This window comes from Kitasatospora sp. NPDC127111, assembly GCF_042677465.1.
GTDB lineage: Bacteria > Actinomycetota > Actinomycetes > Streptomycetales > Streptomycetaceae > Kitasatospora.
The window spans coordinates 15,965-39,776 of record NZ_JBHXTG010000063.1 but is presented as its reverse complement, the minus strand read 5'-3'; the positions used below and the strand labels follow the sequence as shown (position 1 = coordinate 39,776).

General features: G+C 71.2%; 25 protein-coding genes. 15 read left to right on the top strand and 10 right to left on the bottom strand.

The genetic code is table 11. The features are described from left to right. The first annotated feature begins 124 nt into the window (after positions 1-124). Positions 125-1,159 (top strand): NlpC/P60 family protein, encoded by a 1,035-nt coding sequence (locus ACFVHB_RS30275; protein ID WP_380328578.1) that lies wholly within the window; start codon positions 125-127, stop codon positions 1,157-1,159. A gap of 143 nt (positions 1,160-1,302) precedes the next feature. Further along, entirely contained in the window at positions 1,303-1,755 is a 453-nt protein-coding gene (locus ACFVHB_RS30270; RefSeq protein WP_380328576.1) for a nuclear transport factor 2 family protein, read from the top strand. Positions 1,756-2,088: 333 nt separating this feature from the next. Here the strand turns inward: ACFVHB_RS30270 and ACFVHB_RS30265 are convergent, their stop codons facing one another. The 4 genes from ACFVHB_RS30265 to ACFVHB_RS30250 form a co-directional block, all read right to left on the bottom strand. Further along, positions 2,089-2,226, bottom strand: coding sequence for a hypothetical protein (locus ACFVHB_RS30265; protein ID WP_380328574.1), 138 nt, complete (start codon positions 2,224-2,226; stop codon positions 2,089-2,091). A gap of 98 nt (positions 2,227-2,324) precedes the next feature. Then, a complete protein-coding gene (locus ACFVHB_RS30260) occupies positions 2,325-3,197 on the bottom strand; it encodes a M56 family metallopeptidase (RefSeq protein ID WP_380328572.1) in 873 nt (290 codons plus the stop codon). Further along, positions 3,194-3,562: a BlaI/MecI/CopY family transcriptional regulator gene (locus tag ACFVHB_RS30255; RefSeq protein WP_380328610.1), complete on the bottom strand. Its 369-nt coding sequence runs from the start codon at positions 3,560-3,562 to the stop codon at positions 3,194-3,196. Before ACFVHB_RS30255 ends, ACFVHB_RS30260 begins: the two co-directional genes overlap by 4 nt. 269 nt (positions 3,563-3,831) lie before the next feature. After that, the gene (locus ACFVHB_RS30250) at positions 3,832-4,800 is read right to left on the bottom strand and encodes a TIGR01777 family oxidoreductase (RefSeq protein ID WP_380328570.1); all 969 of its coding nucleotides are present in this window, start codon (positions 4,798-4,800) and stop codon (positions 3,832-3,834) included. Positions 4,801-5,048: 248 nt separating this feature from the next. On the opposite strand from ACFVHB_RS30250, the gene ACFVHB_RS30245 reads away from it, so the two are divergent. From ACFVHB_RS30245 to ACFVHB_RS30220, 6 genes are all read left to right on the top strand, one after another. Next, entirely contained in the window at positions 5,049-5,999 is a 951-nt protein-coding gene (locus ACFVHB_RS30245) for a hypothetical protein (RefSeq protein WP_380328568.1), read from the top strand. Between the two features lie 202 nt (positions 6,000-6,201). Then, positions 6,202-8,034, top strand: a complete 1,833-nt coding sequence (asnB, locus tag ACFVHB_RS30240) for an asparagine synthase (glutamine-hydrolyzing) (RefSeq protein WP_380328566.1) — start codon at positions 6,202-6,204, stop codon at positions 8,032-8,034. Positions 8,035-8,263: 229 nt separating this feature from the next. Further along, positions 8,264-8,938 (top strand): YoaK family protein, encoded by a 675-nt coding sequence (locus ACFVHB_RS30235; protein ID WP_380328564.1) that lies wholly within the window; start codon positions 8,264-8,266, stop codon positions 8,936-8,938. A gap of 339 nt (positions 8,939-9,277) precedes the next feature. Continuing rightward, positions 9,278-9,802, top strand: coding sequence for a PadR family transcriptional regulator (locus ACFVHB_RS30230; protein WP_380328562.1), 525 nt, complete (start codon positions 9,278-9,280; stop codon positions 9,800-9,802). Continuing rightward, the gene (locus ACFVHB_RS30225; protein WP_380328558.1) at positions 9,799-10,509 is read left to right on the top strand and encodes an ABC transporter ATP-binding protein; all 711 of its coding nucleotides are present in this window, start codon (positions 9,799-9,801) and stop codon (positions 10,507-10,509) included. Before ACFVHB_RS30230 ends, ACFVHB_RS30225 begins: the two co-directional genes overlap by 4 nt. Beyond that, positions 10,506-12,737, top strand: coding sequence for an FtsX-like permease family protein (locus ACFVHB_RS30220; RefSeq protein ID WP_380328557.1), 2,232 nt, complete (start codon positions 10,506-10,508; stop codon positions 12,735-12,737). Before ACFVHB_RS30225 ends, ACFVHB_RS30220 begins: the two co-directional genes overlap by 4 nt. A gap of 62 nt (positions 12,738-12,799) precedes the next feature. Here ACFVHB_RS30220 and ACFVHB_RS30215 read toward each other — a convergent pair whose 3' ends face one another. The 3 genes from ACFVHB_RS30215 to ACFVHB_RS30205 all read right to left on the bottom strand — a co-directional run bounded on the left by ACFVHB_RS30215 (position 12,800) and on the right by ACFVHB_RS30205 (position 15,754). Next, on the bottom strand, positions 12,800-13,255 hold the full coding sequence (locus tag ACFVHB_RS30215; protein WP_380328555.1) for an NUDIX hydrolase: 456 nt from the start codon (positions 13,253-13,255) through the stop codon (positions 12,800-12,802). An 86-nt stretch (positions 13,256-13,341) separates the two neighbouring features. Beyond that, positions 13,342-14,841, bottom strand: a complete 1,500-nt coding sequence (locus tag ACFVHB_RS30210) for an SDR family NAD(P)-dependent oxidoreductase (protein WP_380328608.1) — start codon at positions 14,839-14,841, stop codon at positions 13,342-13,344. A 163-nt stretch (positions 14,842-15,004) separates the two neighbouring features. Beyond that, positions 15,005-15,754, bottom strand: a complete 750-nt coding sequence (locus ACFVHB_RS30205; RefSeq protein WP_380328553.1) for a DUF5919 domain-containing protein — start codon at positions 15,752-15,754, stop codon at positions 15,005-15,007. A 453-nt stretch (positions 15,755-16,207) separates the two neighbouring features. On the opposite strand from ACFVHB_RS30205, the gene ACFVHB_RS30200 reads away from it, so the two are divergent. The 6 genes from ACFVHB_RS30200 to ACFVHB_RS30175 all read left to right on the top strand — a co-directional run bounded on the left by ACFVHB_RS30200 (position 16,208) and on the right by ACFVHB_RS30175 (position 19,622). Continuing rightward, positions 16,208-16,474 carry a hypothetical protein gene (locus ACFVHB_RS30200; protein WP_380328548.1) on the top strand — a complete coding sequence of 89 codons (267 nt, stop codon included), beginning with the start codon at positions 16,208-16,210 and terminating at the stop codon, positions 16,472-16,474. Positions 16,475-16,641: 167 nt separating this feature from the next. Continuing rightward, positions 16,642-16,800, top strand: a complete 159-nt coding sequence (locus ACFVHB_RS30195; protein WP_380328546.1) for a hypothetical protein — start codon at positions 16,642-16,644, stop codon at positions 16,798-16,800. A gap of 166 nt (positions 16,801-16,966) precedes the next feature. Then, entirely contained in the window at positions 16,967-17,221 is a 255-nt protein-coding gene (tgmA, locus tag ACFVHB_RS30190) for a putative ATP-grasp-modified RiPP (protein WP_380328544.1), read from the top strand. Positions 17,222-17,251: 30 nt separating this feature from the next. Continuing rightward, entirely contained in the window at positions 17,252-18,196 is a 945-nt protein-coding gene (gene tgmB / locus ACFVHB_RS30185) for an ATP-grasp ribosomal peptide maturase (RefSeq protein WP_380328542.1), read from the top strand. Further along, positions 18,193-19,272: a methyltransferase domain-containing protein gene (locus tag ACFVHB_RS30180; protein ID WP_380328540.1), complete on the top strand. Its 1,080-nt coding sequence runs from the start codon at positions 18,193-18,195 to the stop codon at positions 19,270-19,272. The genes tgmB and ACFVHB_RS30180 overlap by 4 nt, the downstream gene beginning before the upstream one ends. After that, positions 19,239-19,622 carry a DUF6087 family protein gene (locus tag ACFVHB_RS30175; protein ID WP_380328538.1) on the top strand — a complete coding sequence of 128 codons (384 nt, stop codon included), beginning with the start codon at positions 19,239-19,241 and terminating at the stop codon, positions 19,620-19,622. Before ACFVHB_RS30180 ends, ACFVHB_RS30175 begins: the two co-directional genes overlap by 34 nt. A 215-nt stretch (positions 19,623-19,837) precedes the next feature. Here the strand turns inward: ACFVHB_RS30175 and ACFVHB_RS30170 are convergent, their stop codons facing one another. From ACFVHB_RS30170 to rpmD, 3 genes are all read right to left on the bottom strand, one after another. After that, positions 19,838-20,227, bottom strand: coding sequence for a hypothetical protein (locus tag ACFVHB_RS30170; RefSeq protein WP_380328536.1), 390 nt, complete (start codon positions 20,225-20,227; stop codon positions 19,838-19,840). Between the two features lie 83 nt (positions 20,228-20,310). Continuing rightward, on the bottom strand, positions 20,311-20,724 hold the full coding sequence (locus ACFVHB_RS30165) for a hypothetical protein (RefSeq protein ID WP_380328534.1): 414 nt from the start codon (positions 20,722-20,724) through the stop codon (positions 20,311-20,313). Then, a complete protein-coding gene (rpmD, locus tag ACFVHB_RS30160) occupies positions 20,721-21,521 on the bottom strand; it encodes a 50S ribosomal protein L30 (RefSeq protein WP_380328606.1) in 801 nt (266 codons plus the stop codon). The genes ACFVHB_RS30165 and rpmD overlap by 4 nt, the downstream gene beginning before the upstream one ends. Positions 21,522-22,366: 845 nt before the next feature. On the opposite strand from rpmD, the gene ACFVHB_RS30155 reads away from it, so the two are divergent. Beyond that, the gene (locus ACFVHB_RS30155) at positions 22,367-23,806 is read left to right on the top strand and encodes a GuaB1 family IMP dehydrogenase-related protein (RefSeq protein WP_380328532.1); all 1,440 of its coding nucleotides are present in this window, start codon (positions 22,367-22,369) and stop codon (positions 23,804-23,806) included. The last annotated feature ends 6 nt before the right edge of the window (positions 23,807-23,812 follow it).

Genomic DNA, 23,812 nt, shown 5'->3' with positions numbered 1-23,812 from the left:
AGTTACTTAGTAGATGGCGCCGCGGGTGCCGTCCGGGCCGTCCGAGCTGCCCGAAATACTCGAAATGCTCGAAATGCTCGAACTGCCGCCGAGTGCCCGGAACCGCGCGAAGGAGCCCACCGCCATGGGGAAGCGTCGCAAGCCCAGTCCGCCGAGCCGGGCCCGCCTCGCGGTGGTCACCACGGCGATGGCCGGCAGCGCCGTGCTCGCCGCCGCCGGCACCGCCCGGGCCGAGCCCGCGCCCACCCTCGACTCCGTCAAGGAACAGGTCGACCGGCTCAACGAGGAGGCCGAGCAGTCGATCGAGCGCTACAACGGCTTCCAGGAGAAGCAGCAGCGACTCCAGGGCGAGGCCAACCGGATCCAGGAGAAGGTCGCCCGCGGGCAGGAGGCGATGAACCAGCTCCGCACCCAGCTCGGCGCCATCGCCGCCGAGCAGTACCGCAACGGCGGGATCGACCCGTCCGTCCGACTCATGCTGGACTCCGACCCGAGCGGCTACCTGGCGAAGGCCTCCGCCCGGAACCAGGTGATCGACTCCCAGGCCGCCCTGCTCCGGCAGGCCCGCGACGAGCAGCGCAAGCTCGACCAGGACCGCGCCGAGGCCACCGCCACCCTCGCCCGGCTGGACGCCGCCGGCACCGCCCTGGCCGGGGAGAAGAGGCAGATCCAGGACAAGCTGGCCAAGGCCCAGGCGCTCCTCGACAAGCTCGGTGCCGCCGACCGCGCCAAGGTCAACGCCCAGGAGGCCGCCGCCCGCGCCTCCCGCGCCGGCAACCGCGCCGAGCCGCCCGCCTACACCGGGCCCGCCACCGGCCGCGCCGCCACCATCGTCCGGTTCGCCTACGCCCAGCTCGGCAAGCCCTACGTCTGGGGCGCCACCGGCCCCGCCGGCTTCGACTGCTCGGGCCTCACCGGCGCCGCCTACCGGGCCGCCGACGTCAAGCTCCCGCGCGTCTCCCAGGACCAGTGGAACGCCGGCCGGCGCATCGCCCGCTCCGACCTCCAGCCCGGTGACCTCGTCTTCTTCTACTCCGACCTCCACCACGTCGGCCTCTACATCGGCGACGGCAAGATGATCCACGCCCCGCGCACCGGCAAGAACGTCGAGGTCCTCCCCATCGACGCCATGCCCTACGTCGGCGCCGTCCGGCCGTAGGCGCGCTGCGGGTGGTTCGGCACGGGGAACACGACCCGCCTGCTCGGCAGATCGGTGTCACAGTCCGCGGCGCCATGTCGTCTTCCTTACTGCGGGCGGACGGAAACACCGTCCACCGAGGCCCAGGCGACAGGAGGACACCGATGACCGACATCCAGGCCATCGCGGATCGCGTCGAGATCGAGGCGCTGCGCGGCGAGTTCACCGACGCGGTGATGATGCGCGACTACGACCGCATCGCTTCGCTGTTCACGCCGGACGGCGCGCTGCGGATGCCCAACATCCCCGTCGAGCTCGAAGGGCCGGAGGCGATCCGAGCCTGGGGCGAGCGGGTGCCGGAGTTCGTCGACTTCCTCGTGCAGAACACGCACCCGGGCGTGATCCGGCTCGACGGCGACACCGCGTCCGGCCGCGCGTACATGGCGGAGCTCGGGCGTGCCCTCGACGGCCGCGGAGGGCTGAACTACGCCATCTACCACGACCGTTACCAGCGCACCGAGGACGGCTGGAAGTTCTCCGAGCGGGTCTACGAGGTGCGGTACGAGGACGACTCGCCCCTGGCCGGCTCGCCGGCCCGCCGGGCCGGGGGTGCGTGACCGGCCGGACGCCGGGGCAGGGGCCGCACGTCGTGGCTCCGGCCGGTGCGGCCGCCCGATCGGCTCCGGCACCGACCGCCCGCGCCGCGCGGTGCGCGAGGAGGGGCTGCGGGTGGCCGTTCTCGGCCAACTGACCCGGGCCGCCGAACGCTGAGGGACGACGCCCCTTGCGTGCCCCTCGGCGTTCGGCGCCGGTCGGCTCACAGGGGAGGTGAGGGGGAAGGGTGACGGGGTTGTCGTCGGTCGCGGTGTCGGGGGTGCTGCTGGTGGCCTTGGCCGTGTTGGTGTTGCCGCCGGCACCGGCGTTGAGAGCCTTCACCACGAGGCGGTGGCCTAGGCACCGGCCGCGAGCGCGCCGATGCCGCAGGTCACGGTGTCGGCGGAGCCGGCGGGCGGGGTGACGCAGCCGCCCTTGTCGGTGACGGCGCTGACGAACCGCCGGTTGACGGGCAGGCCGTCGGTGAGGATCACGTTCTCGGCGGTGCTGCACCACCGGGTCGCCCGGTTGATCGGCCCGGGTCACCCGGGGGACGCGACCGGGGCGCGCCGGCCCGGGGCCGCCCCGCCCGTCACGGGTGCGGGGCGCAGGCCAGGAGGTAGGGGAGGACGGGGGCGGAGGCGGCGGCGAGGCGCCAGGCGGTGGGGGTGCCGGGGGCGGGCCGGGCGAGGCGGCGGACGCGGGGGAGGACGCCGGTGGTGGCGGCCGCCAGGGTGGGGCCGGGGGCCGGCCCGGCGGCCAGGGCGCAGAGCGCGGAGGCGAGTTCGGTGCGGGTGACCTCGGTGAGGGCGGCGTCGTCGGCGGCCATCTCCAGTAGCAGGGCCACCTCCGCCCCTCCGGTGCGGGCCAGTGGCAGCGGGCCGAGGACCAGCGCGAAGGTGTCCGCCACGACCCGGACCAGATGGTGCCGACCGCGGATGTGACCGTGCTCGTGGGCGACGGCGGCGGCCAACTGCCGTTCGCCGAGCAGCTCCAGCGCCCCGCGCGAGACCACCACCCGGGCGTGCCGGCCGGGCAGGCAGTAGACGGCGGGCCGGGGATCGTCCAGGACCAGGGCGTCGTGGCGCCGGTCCCGCCCGGCCACCACGTCCAGCACCTCCCGGTGCCGCCGCCGCTGCCGCGCGGCCCGCCCGCCGACGGCCGCCGCCACCGCGCCCAGCGCGAGCGCCGCCCCGGCCGGCGCCCACCAGTCGTGGGCGGGCGGCGCGGCGGCGGCCGGTTCGACGTGCGGGAACAGGCCCACCAGGCCGGCCGGTTCGTGGCCGAGCGGGGCGAGCAGGTGGTGTGCGGCCAGCAGCAGGCCGGTCCCGAAGGAGGCCATCAGGGCCAGCCAGACCGCCACGCCGACGGCCGGGCGGCCCTGGAGGCGGCGTGAGCCGGCCAGCCGGCGGGGGAGGAGCACGCCGACCAGCAGGAGGTGGAGCGCGAGCAGGGCGGCCGTCACCCGTCGTCCCGCGCCTTGACCTGTTCCAGGGCGGCGAGCAGCGCCGAGGCCTCGTCGCCGCTGATCCGGTCCACGAAGTGCAGCAGGGCCCCGGCCCGGTCGGGCGTCGTCTCCAGGGCCTGGTGCATCAGCTGCGCGGTGTACGACTCGCGGGTGCAGGTCGGTTCGTAGACCCAGGCCCGGCCGGCCTTCTCGCGGCGCAGCCACCCCTTGGTGTGCAGGATGTCGGCGACGGTGGTGACGGTGGTGTACGCCACCGGCCGCGTCCGCTGCAGGTCGTCCACGACCTCGCGGGCGGTCGCCGGCCGGCCCCAGCTCCAGAGCCGGTCCATGATCTCCGCTTCGAGATCCCCGAGCCCGCGCAACACCGCGCCGTCCTCCTGCTCCGCCCGCCTGCCGTCCGGCTTCCGTTCGACGTCCGTCCGACGTCCGTCCGACTGCCGTCCGCCGCCCATCGTACGGGCGGCCGCGGCCGTGGCGAGCGCGTACCCGGCCCCGCGTGCCCGGACCGGGCGTGCCACCCGCCGGGTACCCGTTGGCGCCGGATCGCCCGGTGCCCGTTCACGCCGGACGGTCGGCGCCCGGTCACGCCGGATCGCCCGGTGCCCGTTCACGCCGGACGGTCGGCGCCCGTTCACGCCGGACGGTCGGCCGTCCGCGCGGGCCGGCACCGGACCCGCCGGGCGAGGTCGACGGCCGCCGCCGGCCAGTGCGAGTGCTCGAACGCGAACCCCGCCGCCTGGAGCCGGCCCGGCACCACCGTGCGGCTCTTGAGCAGCAGCTCGGTGTCCGAGCGGAGCGCGAACGCCCCGAGCTCGGCCATCCAGCGGGTGGCGGGCAGGCCGACCGGGATCCCCCAGGCCCGGCGGATCGCGGCCATGAAGGCGCGCTGCGACTGCGGGTGCGGGGCGGCCAGGTTCACCGGCCCCGCCAGGTCGTCGCGGTCGAGCAGGAAGGTGACGGCCCGCACCAGGTCCCGGTCGTGGATCCAGGACATGTACTGCGCGCCGCCGGCGATCGGACCGCCGAGCCCGCAGCGGGCCAGTCGCAGCATGAGGTCGAAGGCGCCACCGCGGTCGGGGCTCATCACCATCGCGGTGCGCAGGGCGACCCGGCGGGTGTCCGGGGTGGGGGCGTCCCGCTGGGCGCGCTCCCAGGCCCGGGCGATGTCGACGCTGTAGTCCCAGTACCGGGGGACGTCGGGCTCGTCGCCGCCGAGAACGCCGGTCTCCTCGTCGTGCGGAGCCCCGAAGTGGTGGGCGTAGATGGTGGCGGTGCTCATCTGCAGCCAGACCCGCGGCGGGCGCTTCGCGGCGGCGACGGCCTCGCCGATGATCCGCGCGGAGTCCACCCGGGAGTCCAGCATGGCGCGCTGGTTGGCCGGGGTGTAGCGGCAGTTGACGCTGCGCCCGGCCAGGTTGACGACGGCGTCGCTGCCGTCGACGGCCTCGGCCCAGCGGCCCAGGGTCCGGCCGTCCCAGTAGAGCTCCCGGTCGCGCCGCGGCCGCCGGGTGAGGATCAGGACGTCGTGGCCCTCGGCGGTCAGGGCGCGGTCCAGGATGCGGCCGATCTGTCCGGTTCCGCCAGGTATGACGATCTTCATCGAGCCCCCTCGTGGTGTGCTGCTTAGCCTAAAGCAAAAATGAACGCGTTCAAACCCGCGAGGAGTGTTTCCACGCCCGGCCGCGGTACCGGTTTCCGGCCGGTGGGTCGCTTTGCGTGGCGGCGGCGGTTCGCACTAGGTTTCGACGCCGTCGAGGCGGGGGCCCACAGGGGGACTGACCACTGGTCAGCCGGCCGGTGGTGCGGCCGTGTCGACGGGCACCGTCACATCGGGGGAAGGAAAGCACCATGCGCACGACCGGAACCGCCGGAACCACCGGGACCACCGGGACCACCGGGACCACCGGGGCCGCTGGAACCGCGACCACCGGGTCCGCAGGGTCCACCGCGACCACCGCGACCACCGGAAGGGCCGGCGGCCGGCTCACCGCCACCGTCGGCGTCACCGCCGCCGCGCTCGCCTGCCTCGCCGCGCTGAGCGCCTGCGGACCGGAGAACAACGGGGACCAGGCCGCCGCCCCGACCACCACCGCCGCCGCCCCGACCGCCACCGCGGCCGGCACCGCCCCGGCGAGCGGCCCCGCCGCCGCGCCCACCTCGGGCGCGGCCAAGCCGTCCGCGGCCGGCCCCGCCGTCTCCAAGGACATCCCGGCCGGCGCCTGGATCGACCCGCACGCCGTCCCGCTGGACTCGACCTACCACTGGCCGGCCCCGGCGAGCACCGCCAAGGGCGTGAACGGCGCGCCGGTCTTCAAGCTCCAGGAGCTGTGCCACGCGAAGCTGGACCCGGACCACGCGAGCCTCGGCGCCGGCCGCGCCGCCGCGCAGTCGCTGCTCGGCGCGGGCGGGGCCGACCAGTGGCAGGCCCAGCAGACCCTGCTCCACATCGGCGACCCGCGGCCGAGCAGCGGCGTCGCGCAGAGCGCCCACCTGGTGTTCGACGACCTGCGCGAGGAGGTCAAGGCCTGCGCCAAGACCCTCCCCGGCGCCACCGTCAAGGTGACCAGCCCCGAGGACGCGACCTACTTCGCCGCGACGGTCACCGTCCCGCAGTCCGGCGGCACCGCCGTCACCCTGCACGAGTACCTGAGCAACCCGGACGGCACGGTCGACGAGCTCGCGGTCTGGACGAGCACCAAGGCCGGTGCGCAGCCCAAGGTCCCGTGGGCCGGCCCGGCCGACGCCGACGTGGCCAAGGCGATGGACTCGGCGCTCTGCACCACCCTCAAGGACTGCTGACACCCGGTCCGTTCCGGAGCGGCGGGCGCCCGGCGCGCCCGCCGCTCCGCCGCACCTCACCACCCCAGCGCTGCCTCCGTGGCCGAAAATGTGTCCGAATCGGTGGAACTCCGGGCCCCCGCCGCCCGACTGGTGAACCGGGCGCCGACGGCCGTCCGCCCCGACCGACCGTTCCGACCCCCCGCCCAAGGAGTGCACGCGCATGTGCGGAATCACCGGCTGGGCGTCCTTCCACCAGGACGTCCGCCACAGCGCCCCCGTCATCGAGGCGATGACGGCGACCATGGCCCTGCGCGGGCCCGACGCCGGCGGGGTCTGGCTCGGCGCCCACGCCGCGCTCGGCCACCGCCGCCTCGCCGTGATCGACATCGAGGGCGGCGCCCAGCCCATGCCCGACCGCCGCGACGAGCCGGGCGTCGTGCTGACCTACAGCGGCGAGGTCTACAACCACCACCAGCTGCGCGCCGAACTCCGCGCCCGGGGGCACCGGTTCGAGACCCGCAGCGACACCGAGGTGGTGCTCCGCGCCTACCAGGAGTGGGGCGACGCCCTGGTCGACCGGCTGGAGGGCATGTACGCCTTCGCGATCTGGGACGAGCGCGCGGAGCGCCTGCTGCTGGTCCGCGACCGGCTCGGCGTCAAGCCGCTGTTCTGGGCCGCCGTCGACGGCGGCCTCGCCTTCGGCTCCGAGCCCAAGGCCCTGTTCGCCCACCCCGAGCTCACCCCGACCGTCGACGCCGACGGCCTGCGCGAGGCCTACAGCCTGCTCTTCAACACCGGCCCCACCGTCTGGGCGGGCGTCCGCGAGGTCCACCCCGGCGGCCTGCTCGTCCTCGACCGGAGCGGCATCCGCGAGCGCCGGTACTGGGAGCTGACGGCCCGCCCGCACACCGACGACCTCGCCACCACCACCGAGCAGGTCCGCTCCCTGGTCAACCGGGCCGCCCGCGCCCAGCTGGAGGCGGACGTCCCGCTCTGCAGCCTGCTCTCCGGCGGCCTCGACTCCACCGTCGTGACCGCGCTGGTCGCCGACGAACTCCGGCTCCAGGAGGGCCCGCAGGCCAAGCTGCGGTCCTACGCCGTCGACTACAGCGACCAGGCCGAGCAGTTCACCGGCGACGTGCTGCGCACCGGCCACGACACCCCGTACGCCGCCGAGGCCGGCGCCTTCATCGGCAGCGACCACTCCACCGTCGTCCTCGACCCGCGCGCCCTGCTCGACATCGAACACCGCCGCGCCGTCGTCGTCTCCCGGGACTCGCCGATCGGCGTCGGCGACATGGACACCTCGCTCTACCTGCTGTTCGGCGAGATCCGCAAGCACTCCACCGTCGCCCTCTCCGGCGAGGCCGCGGACGAGGTGTTCGGCGGCTACCCCTGGTTCCACAACCCCAAGGCGCTCGCCGCGCAGACCTTCCCCTGGGTGCTCGTCACCGGCGACGAGGCCGCGATGCCGATCAACCCGGACCTCGCCGCCCACCTGCGGATCGGCGAGTTCCGGGACGACACCTACCGCGGCGCGCTCGCCGCCGTCCCGCACCTGGACGACGAGACGCCCGCCGAGCACCGGCAGCGCGAGATGCAGCACCTCTCGCTCACCCGCTGGCTGCGCCAGCTGCTGCACCGCAAGGACCGCCTCTCGATGGCCCAGGGCCTGGAGGTGCGCGTGCCGTACTGCGACCACCGGCTGGTCGAGTACGCCTTCAACACCCCCTGGGCGATGAAGAGCCACGACGGCCGGGAGAAGAGCCTGCTGCGCTCCACCGGGCAGGGCATCGCCCCCGACTCGGTGCTCTGGCGGCCGAAGAACCACTACCCGGCCACCCACCACGCCGACTACAACGGCGGCCTGCAGCAGCTCGCCCGCGAGGCCCTGGACGCGCCGCACGTGCGCGACATCGCCGACGAGACGGTGATCAAGGCCGGTCTGGACACCCCGCCCGACCAGCTGGAGTGGGGCCACCGGCTCCGCCTGGAGCGGGTCGTCGACCTCGCCCTCTGGCTCGACCACCACCGTCCGGCGCTGGCCGTCTGACGGTCCGCCCGCGGTCGCCCGTCCCGCCCCGGCCTGCGTTCCGGGGCGGGACGGGCTTGCTTCGCGACGGGACGGACCCGCCTCGCGGCCGGGCGGACCCGCTTCGCGGCGCGACGGACCCGCTTCGCGGCGCGACGGGCGGGTCGGAGCGGGAGGGGGCCGGGCGGGCGTAGAACGGACGGAGCGCCGGAGATCCGCGCGGCCGGCGCCCGACCGGAGGAGAACAGGCTTGAGGACCGACCCCCGCCACGGCCCGCTGGTACCGCTGCTGCTGGTGCTCACCGTCGTCACCGGCCTGGTCGACGCGGTGAGCTACCTCGCGCTCGGCCACGTCTTCGTCGCCAACATGACGGGGAACGTCGTCTTCCTCGGCTTCGCGCTCGCGGGCGCGCCCGACCTTTCCGCGCGGGCCTCGCTCGCCGCCCTGGCCGCCTTCCTGCTCGGTTCGCTGGCCGGCGGCCGGCTCGGCGAGCTCCGGCCCCGCCACCGGGGGAGGCTGCTGGTCGTCTCCGCCGTCGGGGAGGCCGTCCTGCTGGCCGCCGGCACCGTCCTGACCGCGCTGGCCGGCCACACCGCCGACGCCGTCCGCTACCCGCTGATCGTCCTGCTCGGCTTCGCGATGGGCCTGCAGAACGCCGTGGTCCGCCACCTGAGGGTCCCGGACCTCACCACCACCGTGCTCACCATGACCATCACCGCCCTCGCCGCCGACCGCTCCGGCCTCCGCCGGTTCGCCTCGGCCGTCTGGATGCTCGGCGGCGCCCTGCTCGGTGCCGTGCTGGTCCTGCACGTCAGTGTGCACGCCGCCCTGGCCCTCGCCCTGGTCCTGCTCGCCGCAGTGGCGGCCGTCACCCACCGCGCCTCCGCCGCCGACCCCGCCCCGCCCTGGACGACCCCGGTCTGACCCGCGGGACCCGCACACCGGAGTGGTGCGCACTCGCACGACCGATGGCCGACGGCAGTCGGACCGGGACGTTCGACCCTCGGCGGGGGAGGCGCCGGCCGGGCAGACTGGGTGCGGCCGCGCCCTCCACGTGCCGGGGCGCGGCCGGGCCGGCCCGCTGTGGGGGCTCGCCGGACCGCGGTGCGGCGCGGGGGCGGCCTTGGGTCCCGCCCCCGCCCCCACCTGCCGAGCCCCGTCAATCCTTCGGTGCCCGAGGCCTCGACCCGTCGTTCTCCCAGGTCAGAGCCGTATTCTCGCCAGCTATACACTCAGAGTATATCTCTGGTGTATGTTCCTCTCATGAGTGTTCCTTTGACCCTTCTCGGTCTGCTGGAGCGAGAGCCGAGCCACGGCTACGACCTCAAGCGTGACTACGACGCCTTCTTCGGGCGGGGCAAGCCCCTGCCGTACGGTCAGGTCTACGCCACGCTCGGCCGGTTGGCGCGGGACGGCAAGGTGGTGGCCGGCGAGGCCGAGCCCGGTGACGGGCCCGAGCGCAAGCGGTACGTCATCACCGACGCCGGCGTGACCGAGTTCGAGCACTGGCTGACCGAGCCGATCACGCCCGAACCCAACCTGCAGACGGTGCTGTTCACCAAGGTCGTGCTCGCCCTGATGCTCGGCCGCGACGCCGAGACCTACCTGAACACCCAGCGCGCCGCCCACCTGAGGCGGATGCGCGAACTGAACGACCTGCGCCGCGACGGGGAACTGGTCGACGCCCTGCTCGCCGACCACGGGCTCTTCCACCTGGAGGCCGACCTGCGCTGGATCGACCTCACCACCGCCCGCCTGGACGCGCTCGCCGAGGCGGTGCGCTCATGACCGCCCTGATCGAGGCCCGGGGCGTCTCCCTCGCCTTCGGCCAGACCCCCGCCCTGCGCGGCGCGAGCCTGACCGTGGACGCCGGCGAGGTGCTGGCCATCATGGGCCCGAGCGGCTCCGGCAAGTCCACCCTGCTGCACTGCCTGGCCGGCATCCTCGCCCCGGACGCCGGCGAGGTGCACTTCAACGGTCAGCGGATCGACGACCTGAAGGAGGCCGAGCGCAGCGCCCTGCGCCGCGACCGGTTCGGCTTCGTCTTCCAGTTCGGCCAGCTCGTCCCCGAGTTGAGCGCCGAGGAGAACGTGGCGCTCCCGTTACTCCTGAGCGGGACCAAGCGGGCGGCCGCCCTGGCCGAGGCCCGGCCCTGGTTCGCCCGGCTCGGCCTGGACGGCATGGAGCGGCGCCGTTCCGGTGAGCTGTCGGGCGGTCAGGCGCAGCGCGTCGCCCTGGCCCGCGGTCTGGTGGCCCGCCCCCAGGTGCTGTTCGCCGACGAGCCGACCGGCGCGCTGGACTCGCTCACCGGCGAGCAGGTGATGGAGCTGATGGTGGCCGCCGCGCGCGAGCAGGGCACCACCGTCATCCTGGTCACCCACGAACCGCGGGTCGCCTCCTACGCCGACCGCCAGGCCATCGTCCGCGACGGCAGGGCCACCGAGCTCGCCCCGGCCCCCTCGGCCGGCCCGGCGACGGAACGGATCGCCTCGTGATCCCCTTCGCGCTCCGCCTCGCCGTCAGCGGGGGACGGGAGGCCGTGGCCCGGCTGGTCATGATCGCCGCCGCCGTGGCGATCGGCGTCGGCCTGCTGCTCTCCACGCTGGCCAGCATCAACGCCGTCGGCAAGGCCAACGAACGGGTGCTCTGGACCAACACCGGCGTGTCGAGCCGGACCGAGACGGCGCCGGTGGACCCGCTCTGGTGGTGGGACCACGGGGACTACTTCGACGGCAAGGAGATCTTCCGGGTCGACGTCGCCGCCACCGGACCGACCGCGCCCGTCCCGCCGGGCCTCGACCGGCTGCCCGCGCCCGGCGAGTACTACGCCTCGACCGCGCTCGCCGAACTGCTGCGCCGCACCCCGGCCGCGGAACTGGGCGACCGCTTCCCCGGCCGGATGGCCGGAGTCCTCGGCGACGAGGCCGTGCCCTCCCCCGACTCGCTGTACGTGATCGAGGGCCGCACCCCGGCGGAGATCGAACACATGCCGGGCGTGAGCAAGGTGACCACCATCGCCACCGCCCTCCCGCCCTCCTGCGAGGGCGATTACTGCCCGGGGCTGGGCACGCGCGGCGACGCCATGACGCTGATCCTCTCCGTGGTGGCCGGGGCGCTGATCTTCCCGGTGGTCATCTTCATCGGCACCGCGACCCGGCTGTCCGCCGCCACCCGCGAGCAGCGCTACGCCGCCATGCGGCTGGTCGGCGCCACCCCGCGGCAGGTCTCGGTGATCTCGGCGGTGGAGTCCACGGTGGCCGCGGTGGCCGGCACGGTCGTCGGCTTCGGCCTGTACCTGCTGCTGCGCCCGCTGGTGGCGACCGTCCCGTTCACCGGGGACCGCTTCTTCGTCGAGGACCTGACGCTCACTCCGCTCCAGGCGGTGGTCACCGCGCTGGGCGTCCCGGTGGCGGCGGCGGTCGCGGCCCGGCTGGCCCTGCGCCGGGTCACCGTCTCGCCCCTGGGCGTCACCCGCCGGGTGACCCCGAAGCCGCCGGGCGTCTGGCGGCTGGCCCCCCTGCTGGGCGGCCTCGCCGAGCTCGGCTGGTTCGTCAACCGCCGCCCGGAGACCAGCAACGGGCAGACGGCGGCCTATCTGACCGGCTTCCTGGTGATCATGCTCGGTCTGGTGATCGCCGGACCCTGGCTGACCATGGCGGCCGCCCGCGGCGTGGCCCGGCGCACCAGCCGGCCGGCCACCCTGATCGCCGTCCGCCGGCTCGCGGACGACCCCAAGGCGGGCTTCCGCTCGGTCGCCGGCCTCGTCCTCGCCCTCTTCGTCACCACGGCGACGGTCTGCATCATCGGCACCATCAACGAGAACCGGGGCACGCTCAGCGGGGACCGGGACACCCGGGTCGCGGTCGAGCAGAGCAACCTGGTCGAGGAGCCGCCGATGACGGACGCCGTCTCCGCGCAGCTGCTGGCGGACCTCCGGGCGGTACCCGGCTTCCGCGGCCTCGCGATCGGCCACGACAACCCGCGGGCGCTCGGCGCCCTGCCCGGCGAGCGCCCGGGGTTCGCGCCGAACCTGGTGCTCTGCGCCGACCTCGCCCAGATCCCGGTGGTGGGCCACTGCCCGGCCGGCGCGAGCGTCGTCGGCGTCCCGCCGTGGGGCTTCCTGAGCCTGCGCTCCACCTCCCGGATGGAGTGGTCGGCCGCGCCGGTCTCCGCGGAGGAGGCGGCCGGGCTGCCGGTGCGCAACGTCTACGTGACCACCGACGGCTCCGCCGCGGCCATGGAGCGGACCCGGACGCTGCTCACCAGGGCCCACCCGGGGTACCAGGCCCGGACGGTCGGCGACTGGGGCTCCTCCCAGCAGAAGCAGCTGGCCGGGTGGCGCCAGCTGGCCAACGTGGTGCTGCTGACCACCCTGCCGATCGCCGGCTGCAGCCTGGCGGTGAGCGTGGTCGCGGGCCTGACCGACCGCAAGCGGCCGTTCGCGATGCTGCGGCTCACCGGTGCGCCGCTGCGCCTGTTGCAGCGGGTGGTCGGACTGGAGAGCGCGCTGCCGTTGCTGGTGGTGGCGGCGATCGCGACCGGTACCGGCTTCGCGGCGTCCGCGATGTTCCTCAAGTCGCAGATGAACTACGACCTGGTGTCGCCGGGCGCGGTGTACTTCGGCCTGGTGGCGCTCGGCCTGGCGGCCTCGCTCGGCATCATCGCCTCGACGCTGCCGCTGCTGAGGCGGATCACCGGCCCGGAGGCGGCCCGCAACGGCTGACCGTCCGCCCGGACCGGTACCCCGTCGTCCGCACCCTGTCGTCCGTACCCCGTCGTCCGCGCTCAGCGGACGACGGGGTACGCGTACGTGCCGGCGCGCCGGACGCCGCCGAGGGCCGGCAGCCAGCTGCCCAGCACCAGCGCGGACGGGTAGAACATCGGCCCGGGCAGCGCGTCCAGCGGGAAGCGCTCCCAGCCGGCGCACGCGTGCGGCTCGGTGACCTCGGCGGCGGCCAGGCTCGGCGGCGCGAGCACGGCCGCGGTGAGCCGGGGGCGGCCGAGCTCGTGGTCGAGCAGGACGGCCAGCACCCGCATCTGCGCGGCCGGCAGCACGATGCCGGTCTCCTCGGCGAGTTCGCGCGCGGCGGCCTGCTCGAAGGACTCGCCCGGGTCGTCCACCTTGCCGCCGGGCAGGCTCCAGGTCGGCGGCTCGCCGGCGGTGATCCGGCGGCCGAGCAGCACCCGGCCGTCCCCGGTGGGGACGATCACGCCGGCGCCGAGCAGTGGTGCGGTGGTCAAGTCAGGTCCTCCCAGGGGTGGTCACCGGGCCGCGCGGTCACCGGGCGGCGCCGGTCACCGGGCCGCGCGGTCACCAAACGGCGCGGTCACCAAGCGGCGCGGTCGAAGTCCTTGAGGAAGCAGCCGTACAGGTCCTCGCCCTGCTCGCCGCGGACGATCGGGTCGTAGACCCGGGCCGCGCCGTCGACCAGGTCGAGCGGGGCGTGGAAGCCCTCGTCGGCGAGCCGCATCTTGTCCGGGTGCGGCCGCTCGTCGGTGATCCAGCCGGTGTCGACGGCGGTCATCAGGATGCCGTCGGTCTCGAACATCTCCTGCGCGCTGGTGCGGGTGAGCATGTTCAGCGCGGCCTTGGCCATGTTGGTGTGCGGGTGGCCGGCGCCCTTGTAGCCGCGGGCGAAGACGCCCTCCATCGCGGAGACGTTGACCACGTACTTGCGGCGGGACGCCGAGGCGGCCATCGCCGGGCGGAGCCGGCTGATCAGGATGAACGGCGCGGTGGAGTTGCAGAGCTGCACCTCCAGCAGCTCGACCGGGCCGACCTCGTTGACCGTCTGCACCCAGCTGTTGGTGGGCGCGAGGTCCGGCACCAGGCCGCCGGCGTCGATGGCCGTGCCGGCCTCGATCCGGGCGGGCGTCGCGGACCCGGTGACCAGGGCCAGCGAGGTGACGTCCTCGGCGGAGATCCGCTCGCCGTCACCGGTGGCCTGCGCGGGCAGGGCCGGCAGGTCCACGCTGCCGCTGCCGAACCGGCCGATGGTGGTGGACTGCGGCAGCTCGCCGGCCGGCAGCGGCGCGTTCTCGGCGTTGACCAGCTCGCGGTAGGACTCCGGGGGCCGGCGCACGGTCTGCGCGGCGTTGTTGATCAGGATGTCCAGCGGGCCGTCCGCGGCGACCTCGTCGGCCAGCGCCATGACCTGGGCCGGGTCGCGCAGGTCGATCCCGACGATCTTGAGGCGGTGCAGCCACTCGGCGCTGTCCGGCATCGCCTTGAAGCGGCGGATCGCGTCGTTCGGGAAGCGGGTGGTGATGGTGGTGTGGGCGCCGTCGCGCAGCAGCATCAGCGCGATGTACATGCCGATCTTGGCCCGGCCGCCGGTGAGCAGCGCGCGCTTGCCGGTGAGGTCGGCGCGGGCGTCCCGGCGGGCCCGGTTCTTGACCGCGCAGTCCTGGCAGAGGTTGTGGTAGAAGGCGTCCACCTCGACGTACCGCTGCTTGCAGATGTAGCAGGAGCGGGGGCGCTCCAGGATGCCGGCGATCTCGGTGGTGGTGACGGTGGTCAGGCCGAAGGCGCCGGCCGTCTCGTCGTCGATCCGGCTCGGGGCCCCGGTCGCGGTGCGGGCGGTGACGGCCCGGTCGTTGGCGGTCTTCCGGGCCCGGGTCTCCTGGCGGCGACGCTGCTTGAGCGTGCGGAATATGCCGCCGACCGCCTTGCGGACGGTGATCGCGTCCGGGTGGTCCACGTGCAGCTCGTCCAGCTCGGCGAGCACCTCCAGGCAGAGCCGCAGCCGCTCGGGGTCGAGGCCGGGACCGTAGTCGACCTCCTCCTCGGTCACCCCGACGGCCTCGGTGCCGCTGTCCTGCTCGATGTCCACGCCCGCCGTCATGATGCCCGTTGCCGCTTTCCTGGGTCGCCTCGCCTTTACCGCGTGAATGCTACGGGAGCCGCCCTGGCCGGGGCGAAAAGCAGCCGGCCGGGAGGCCGCTTGGAGGATCCTCCATGTCCACGCGCGGTGCCCCGAAGCTGGCCCCCTATGGCACGGGCGTTCCGCGCTCCCAAAGCTCCTCCGTGTGCTCGGCAAATCGGTCGAACATCCCGCCATCCTCGTGCCGGCGCAGGTGCATCATGGGGGAGTCATGGCCGACGAGCCGGGCGAGGTGGGGCGTGACCAGCGCATCCGTGTCGAAGCGGAAGACGCTGAGGCTGACGTGGTTGGCGCCGTCGTCAGGAGCACTGAACCGTGCCTCCACACTGGTATCGGCCAGCTTGGCCAGGTGCTCCAGGGTGATCCGGATACGTGTCGACACGGTGAGCGTGACGCCTTCGATGCGCTCGCGCTGGACGGTGGTGTCAGAGGTGGGGTCGCCCAGAAGGAAGCGGATCCGGCACCCGGCCTCTGCCTTGCGGCGGAGCGTCTGCACAAGCGCGGGTTGCTCCAGCCAGACGAAGTAGTTGGTGTACCCGGCGAGGAAGATGTCCGTCTCGGCACCCGCGATCAACTGGGACCACACCTCGTGCGGACACGCAGACCGGTAGGGGTAGACCGTCGTAACCTCCCGGTCGTGCCCGGTCTTGATCGCCGTTCGGACCGCCTTTGGCCAGATCATTTGCTCATCCACTCCCAGGGCCGCACACACGTCAGCTCGATTCAGCGGATGCGGCACGATCGACGCATCCGCTAACCAGCGTTCCACGGTCTTAGATGTGACACCGACCCGGGCGGCCAGTTGACGCGGACCGAGCTGGGCCGCAGCCATACCTCGCCGAAGCGCGTTGTTCAAGACTTCCCCCTCGGACATTTGGGCGTTCTTGCACGGTAGCGCCGAGACGGCCCGCATGTCTCGGAGACGGGGGTGATCTGGCCCATTCGGGCGCCGATGATGACGGTGTGTCAACAGAGAGAAGGGACTGACAATGCCCGCACAGCGCCAAAATGCCGCCATCGGAACGGACCGTCGAGCGGTCTGGTCCCCGTTGGACGACTACCGTGCCGCACGACGGGACGGCGCCTTCGTGACGACCGCCGAGAGGCTGTCCCGGGACGCCGTTCTCGCACACTGCGAATGCGGCAACTGCACTGCAAAGAGGAAGTGTTGAGCGCCGACCGCTTGCTGCGCGTCGACCCTTGGGCGCGTCTCCTGTCGCCGCACGGCCGGCAGCGAGCAAGGGCTGTCCGCGCCGACCCTGCGAACACTTCCCACCATCCAACCCTTATCCCTCCCAGAGGTGACCTCGTGACACTCCGCGGCCTCTACCGCTTCCTGAAGTGGACCCTTCAGCCGGACGTCGCGACGGACCGCCCGCCCGCTCAACACCGGTTCCGGTGTGTGGGGGAGGCGGAGGACGGCACGCCCTGCGGTGCCGAGGGACCGGCGAGTGAGACGTTCGAGGATGCCCAGAGCTGGGCCTTCGTCCACATTGACGGACACCAGGACCACCGCTCGTACGAGCACGCCTACTCCGCCCCGTGGGTCGTCGTGCCCGCCGACGAGCCGAACTGAGCTGCAGTGGCAACCTATAAGCGTGGTGAGATGCCGCCGCGGATCAAGGACTGCTGCAGGTGCGGGGAGCTGTCCGAGATGCACGAGACGGCGAGGACCGACGTCAACTACTCCCGGACGGTCGATGCCCGCATCCTGATGCGCCAGCACCATCGCGAGACACACCGATGACGGACGACGGTCTGGAGCCGTACCGCGACGTCATGGAGCGGCACCGGCTCGGCCTCCGCGATCCCCGGCGACTGTCCGCCGCCTTCGCGGTGTCATTGGCCGGCCTCGTGGTGGTCGTCGTACTGCTGTTGACGGTCTGTTGCCCCGGCCCGTAGCCACTCAGACTCCTGCCCCGGCCGTCATCCCTGGCAGGCAGGCAGGCAGGCAGCCGGCCGGGGCGGGTTCATATCGGCGTCACCGCTGAGTGACGCCCCAAGTCCCCTTCCGGGCTGACACGCTCGCCCGGGAGGTCGCACCATCGACTGCATGGAAGGAACACCAATGACCACCATTACCCAGGAGCCCACGAAGGTGCCGTTCGGCGCCCGCGCCGTCCAGGCGCCGTACACGGTCACCATCAACCCGTCGGAGTTCACGTACGACCCGGAGCGACAGGTCAACGTGCTGAAGGCGGACGGCTCCCTGTGGGCGCACACCCCGATGGCCGCCTCCAGCACGGCCACGAACAACGACTCCACCACCGGGGCCGACGAGACGTCCGACCCGTACGCCTTCCCGGGCGACCAGGTGGCGTAACCGGTGCCCGTACAGCATGGAACCGTTCTGGTGGCCGCTGAAGACCTGGACCCGTCCGCAGACCTGGTCGTGCACGCTCTCAATGAGCGGAACGTTCCGGTGATGCGGTTCGACCTGGCAGCGTTCCCCCAACACCTCGACCTGGCCGCTGAGCATGGCGGCCATGTTTCGGGGTGGCAAGGGGATCTGATCACCAGCACCCGAGCTGTGCGGCTGGAAGAGGTCCGGGCCGTCTACTACAGGCGGCCCGGACTGCCCCACATCAGCCGCGCAGTTGACCCCGCATACCGCGAGTGGGCGCAGGGACAGGCCTTGGTCGGCATGGTCCAGGTTCTCAGCTCCCTGCCGGTGCTATGGCTGCACCACCCCGACATCTACAGGGCGTCCGCGTACAAGCCGGGGCAGCTGGCCGCCGCCACCGCTGCGGGCCTTCGCGTGCCGTGCACGCTGGTCACGAACAGCCTGCCGCGGGCTCGGGAGTGGGCAGCCGGAATCGGCGGGCCGCTCATCGTGAAGCCGGTCACCGCCGGTGCGATCACGTTGCACGATCGCTCCATGATGCTGCCTACCCGCCGGATCGAGGCATCGGATCTCGATGAGTCACTTGAACTGACTGCGCACATGTTGCAGGAGTGGGTTCCAAAGCGGCATGAGGTGCGGCTCACCGTGGTCGGCAGCCAGATGTTTCCCGTGGCCATTCACGCGGGCAGCGACGCCGCGACGGTGGACTGGCGGAGCGACTACGACGCACTTTCCTGCGAGCCGACGGTCATTCCGGAGGAAGTCGCAGACGGGGTCCGGCGGTTCATGGCCGGCTACCGCCTCAACTACGGTGCGTTCGACTTCGTCGTAACCCCGACGGGCGACTGGGTCTTCCTCGAATGCAACCCTGCCGGGCAATGGCAATTCATCGCAGCAGCAACGAAGTTGCCGATCGCGGAGGCTCATGCCTCCCTCCTGCAAGGAGCAGTATGAACGACGCTGACGCCCGTCCCCTCCGGGAACTGCTGGCCCGGAACTTGGCTGCAGCCGGCCACGGGGAACAGTGGACTCGCGCGGTGGCGCAGGTGCCGAGGCACTTGTTCGTGCCGACGTTCTACGAGCAGGACGGCACGGGGCGGTGGTCGGAGGTCACCATCGCAACGCCGGGCTATCTGGAGAACGTCTACGCCAACCGGGCCCTCACCACACAGATCAAGGGCAACGAGCCCACGTCCTCGTCCAGCGAGCCGGGTCTCATGCTCTCGATGCTGGACGCGCTGGGGGCGCAAGCCGGGCAGCGCGTGTTGGAGATCGGCACGGGGACCGGTTACAACGCGGCGCTGCTGTCGTACGTTCTGGGGGACGCCAGCGTCACGACGGTGGACGTTGACCCCGAACTGACCGCGGATGCCGCACGACGGCTGGCTGATGCCGGGTACCGGCCATCCGTTCACACGGGGGACGGGGCTCGCGGGGTACCGTCGCACGCCACGTTCGATCGGATCATCGCCACCTGCGGTATGCAGTCCATTCCGGCCGCATGGGTGCAACAGGCCGCCGACGGTGCCGTGATAGTCGTCCCGATCGGATGGGGGCTGGCCAGGATCACGATCGAGGGCGGGCACGCAACCGGCCGATTCCTGCCCCAGAGCGCCTACTTCATGGCCCGGCGGACCTCCCGCGTCCGACCGCGATTTGACGAGCTGGAGAAGGAACAGCCCACGGTCTCCGACCTCCGTGCGCAGGATGCTCTGACGCGCCTGGAGTTCCCGTTGGGGCTCGCTCTTCCCGGGTACCGGACCTGCACATGGGGCGGAGACGATGGTGGAGTAATGGCGGTCGGCATTTGGACACCCGACGGATCCGCCGCCACGGCCGGCCATGACGGCTCTGTGCGTCAGGCCGGGCCGCGAAAGCTGTGGGACGTGGTGGAGCGGTTGGGCCGGCAGTTCGAAGTCGCGCCCCAGCGTGAGGACTTCGGGCTCACGATCACACCGGAGCGCCAGTGGGCTTGGTGGAAGACCGACGAGATGGGATGGGACCTGCCTGCCGTCCACTTCGCAGGGTAGGCCGGCACGAGCCGGTAGCCTGGGGCGCCCGATCGAAAGAGGCAAGGGTGGACGAGGAGCCGTTGGCCGACTGGGCGGAACGACGACAGAAGCGGCTACGGCCAGTCGGCCAGCTGAAGGCCGTCATCATTGGCCACGAACACGCTCCGGCCCACCTGTACCAAGATCTCCCGCGCGCCATCCTCCGATGGGACGGCTACCAATGGATCGCTGAAACCGTCGCAGACAACTATGCGGCTGCTCAGCGCCTCGTTCACGGAGTCGAAGGCGACGGCGTGATTCGCGGAGTGCCGCTACCGCTTCGTAAGGCCCGAGCCGGCCGACACCGGAAGCCCGGTCCGACTGCGTAGCCCACAGGCGTGGCCGGACCCTTGAACGCCTCTCCCCGCGTCGGCGCGCAGACGCGGGGAAGAGGGCAGAGCAGAGCCCCGGACACGCTTGGCGGCGTCAGTCCGGGGCCCTTTGTTGCACAGGAGCGCCTGTGCCGCATTTGCAACAAAGAGGCCCGAGTGCATCACGTTGGCCCGGCCAGCTGTACGCCGACTTGGAATGCTATCGAAGTACTTTAGGCAGCTAGGAACACAACAATACCTAAGGCTGTGTTTATTGAGAATGAAAAGGTCATGCCAGGTAGCGGCATCCACCACTTCTTGTTCTTTCGAAAGCGCTGCACGTATGTCACGGGATGACCCTGGGCCATTATTACGCAACTTGCAGCTAGGCTGAAAACTGCCGTTGCTGCATAGAATATGGGGATCCACTCGGGCGCACTTTTGTGAAACAGGACTTCAATGCCCAAAATTGGAACCGCCACGGAAGCTGCTGTCTGACTAGCGTCTATAGCCCAATCGGCAAGTCCTATCGTGTTTGGAACATTCATTTCCCATTCTTTTGCCCTGCTCTCGATTAGCCGGTCAAGTACAAGTGATAGCGCCCACGAAAGTACGGCGATCACTGCGATGACGATAAAGGGCCCAGCAAGCGCCAAGCTTGATGGCGCTTCGCCTGGGCCGGGCGCGTTTTCCGTCATCTTGGGCGCTAATCTACTTGGACCCGTACATAGTACGGACTGGAGGGCGGTGACGGGTGCCAGTGATCGGCCCAGACGTCCTTTACTTCTACCTGTATATACTGAGATCCACCGCTGCCCCTTGCTCTCTTATGCAGGATGATCTCGGTGGCCCTGTCCTCGCCGTCGGGTATGTGGAACGTTTTCTCGAAGACATGATCCTGGCATGTGTATTCAAGCGGCCCGCCGTTGTGGCAGCGTGCGATTAGGTGAACGTGTGCATCCTCGCCTCGCATATTTTGAACGATGAGCGAGTGGCGGCCTTCATCTCCGGCGTGCATCTCGAAGTATCTATCACCGCTGAGTGGATTGCTTACGATGACGCTCGTTTTGATGATTAGCGCACCGAGGTCGTCAAGCTTTTTCACAGCCTTAGTCTTCACGGGCTCGCCTTTAGTGTGACGATGTCAATCGTGTGCAGGCTTCGAGCAATAGAGAATGTTGCCGTCTGTGAGATTAAATCCAAGAATTGCAGCAGGTTTCCATCCCTTGAAGTTGCGCTCAGTTGGCCGTAGTTTCTGTCATTAAATTTCGGGGAGATCCAGACCAGTGATATGCCCTCACTTTCGAAGCGCACAAATGATGGGTTGCTATTGCGGGTTCGGACCCTCCTCCAAGTGTCGATGGCTGGCTGTGTATGCAGCTGCCCGTATCTATTCCAGGTTGATCTGCCTAATGAATCTGATCGGGTGAGCCAATGGGGCTCCACTGTTCCCATTGATGCGAGAAGCCGGTGCAGCGATAGCTCTGTTGACCATATAACTGAAGCTGATTGTTTACCGCGAAGCACCTTGATGTACTCGCCGGACCTGTACTCTCCGATTGTGGATTGGACCTCAATTTCCGGCAGCCAGCGAGAGACTCTGCAGAAGGACTCCTCGATCTGGGCTCCCTGATCGAATGAAACCTCAATCAGGTGGTCGACCGCTTGAAGCATTCCTCGAATAGACGGGCGGTCGCCCTCTACGAATCGCACAGCGCCAACCCGTCGCAGGCCGAGTGCTCTAAGAACGCGTTTCTGATGCTCCGATCGCGGTGGGCGTATTTGGATTACTTTGGCCTTGTGGCCGACTTTTACTTGTATATTTTGACGCGTCTCGCCGTCCTTCGGCGGTTTGTCTAGCCTCGATGTTGCCCCACTGGAAGCTCCACCGCCCCCGCTGGACGGTTCTCCTGCCATGTACATGAAGTACCTGGGGTTCCTTCGCTCCATACCTTCAATTGCACAACCTGTAATCCCGATGTGCTACCTGGGTTCACGAACTGAGGCTTGGGAGGGTCTGGCGCTGACGTCGTAAGTCGGCCTGCGGTGCGGGACCGACTCCTTGGAGGGCGCTGTGTATGGCCTGGGCTCCGCTCTGATCGATGCTGGAGCTGGCTGAGCTGCAGCGGTGCGGGGCCAAACTCAAGCGCGCTGGGGCCGCGTGCCGTCCACGTCTTCGGGACACCGATTACTGACGGGCTCCGGGTGCGAGGGTCGGGTGAACGATGCATCGTCGGGATGTGGGCAGCTCAATAATCCTGCTGGAGCTGGCGGAGGAGGCCGGCGACGTGCCTCGCGCGGGTGGCGGGGAGTCGCCCCGGAGGTCCGCTGGGTGCACGCGGCGCCGGCTGACCCTGACGTTCCCGAGGATCCCGGCTCGCGGACCCTGTGCGAGCTCGACACGACCACGATGCGGCACGAGCATTGCCAGCCGACGGCGCGCGGGCAGCCGTGGTATCCGCCTCCCCTCCATGACCGCCGGTGCCGGGAGTGCGAGGCCGTACTCAGCAACTTGAAGGCCGCCCTTGCTGAAGCGGCAATGTCCGGGAAGTGATCCCGGGAGAGGTTCTGTGTTTTCCTACAAGGCGGGGCGTCCACAGCGAGGATGCGCTCGTACAGACCTTCAGGACTAACCGGCGGACTGGCGCTTTGACCTGTGGTTCAGCGAGGATTGGTCCACGGGTCAAGGGAGCCATGTGCGTCCACCCGTTCCCGGCCCAGTCCGCACCCAAGGTGTATCTACGACCGCCGGAGACCTCCCAATGCGCTTCCTGAACGACCTCAAGCCTTCGTACGACCTGACGTACGACGACGTCTTCATGGTCCCCAGCCGCTCCGCGGTGGGCTCCCGGCAGGGTGTCGACCTCTCCTCGAACGACGGCACCGGCACCACCATCCCGCTCGTCGTCGCCAACATGACCGCCATCGCGGGCCGCCGGATGGCCGAGACCGTCGCCCGCCGCGGTGGCCTGGTCGCCATCCCGCAGGACATCCCCACCGACGTGATCGCCGAGGTCATCGGCTGGGTCAAGCAGCGCCACCTGGTGCACGACACCGCCATCACCCTCGACCCCGGCGCCACCGTCGCCGAGGCGCTCTCCCTGCTGCCCAAGCGCGCGCACGGCGCGCTGGTCGTGGTCGAGGACGGCAAGCCGGTCGGTGTCGTCACCGAGGGCGACTGCCAGGGCGTCGACCGCTTCACCAGCCTCGCCGACGTGATGTCGCGCGACCTGCTGCTGCTGGAGGAGGGCATCGACCCGCGCGCCGCCTTCGACAAGCTCAGCGAGGCGCACCGCAAGCTCGCCCCGGTGGTCGGCGCGGACGGCCGCCTGGTCGGCATCCTGACCCGCAAGAACGCGCTGCGCGCCACCCTCTACACCCCCGCCGTCGACGACCGGGGCCGGCTGCGGATCGCCGCCACCGTCGGCATCAACGGCGACGTGGCCGGCAAGGCCAAGGCCCTGATCGAGGCCGGTGCCGACGTGCTGGTGGTCGACACCGCGCACGGCCACCAGGAGTCGATGGTCAGCGCGCTGCACGCGGTGCGCGGCCTGGACCCGCAGATCCCGATCGTGGCCGGCAACGTGGTCTCCGCCGCCGGTGTCCGTGACCTGGTCGAGGCGGGCGCCGACATCCTCAAGGTCGGCGTCGGCCCCGGCGCGATGTGCACCACCCGGATGATGACCGGTGTCGGCCGCCCGCAGTTCTCCGCCGTCCTGGAGTGCGCCGCCGAGGCGCGCCGCCTCGGCAAGCACGTCTGGGCCGACGGCGGCGTCCGCCACCCGCGTGACGTCGCGATGGCGCTGGCCGCCGGCGCGTCCAACGTGATGATCGGCTCCTGGTTCGCCGGCACCTACGAGTCGCCCGGCGACCTGCAGACCACCGCCGACGGCCGCCAGTACAAGGAGAGCTTCGGCATGGCCTCGGCGCGCGCGGTCAGCAACCGTACCGCCCAGGACTCCGCGTACGACCGGGCCCGCAAGGCGCTGTTCGAGGAGGGCATTTCGCACTCCCGGATGTTCATCGACCCGGCCCGCCCGGGCGTCGAGGACCTGATCGACTCGATCGTGGCCGGTGTGCGCAGCTCCTGCACCTACGCCGGCGCCTCCAGCCTGGAGGAGTTCCACGAGAAGGCCGTGATCGGCGTCCAGAGCGCGGCCGGCTACGCCGAGGGCAAGCCGCTGCACTCCAGCTGGGCCTGATCGCCC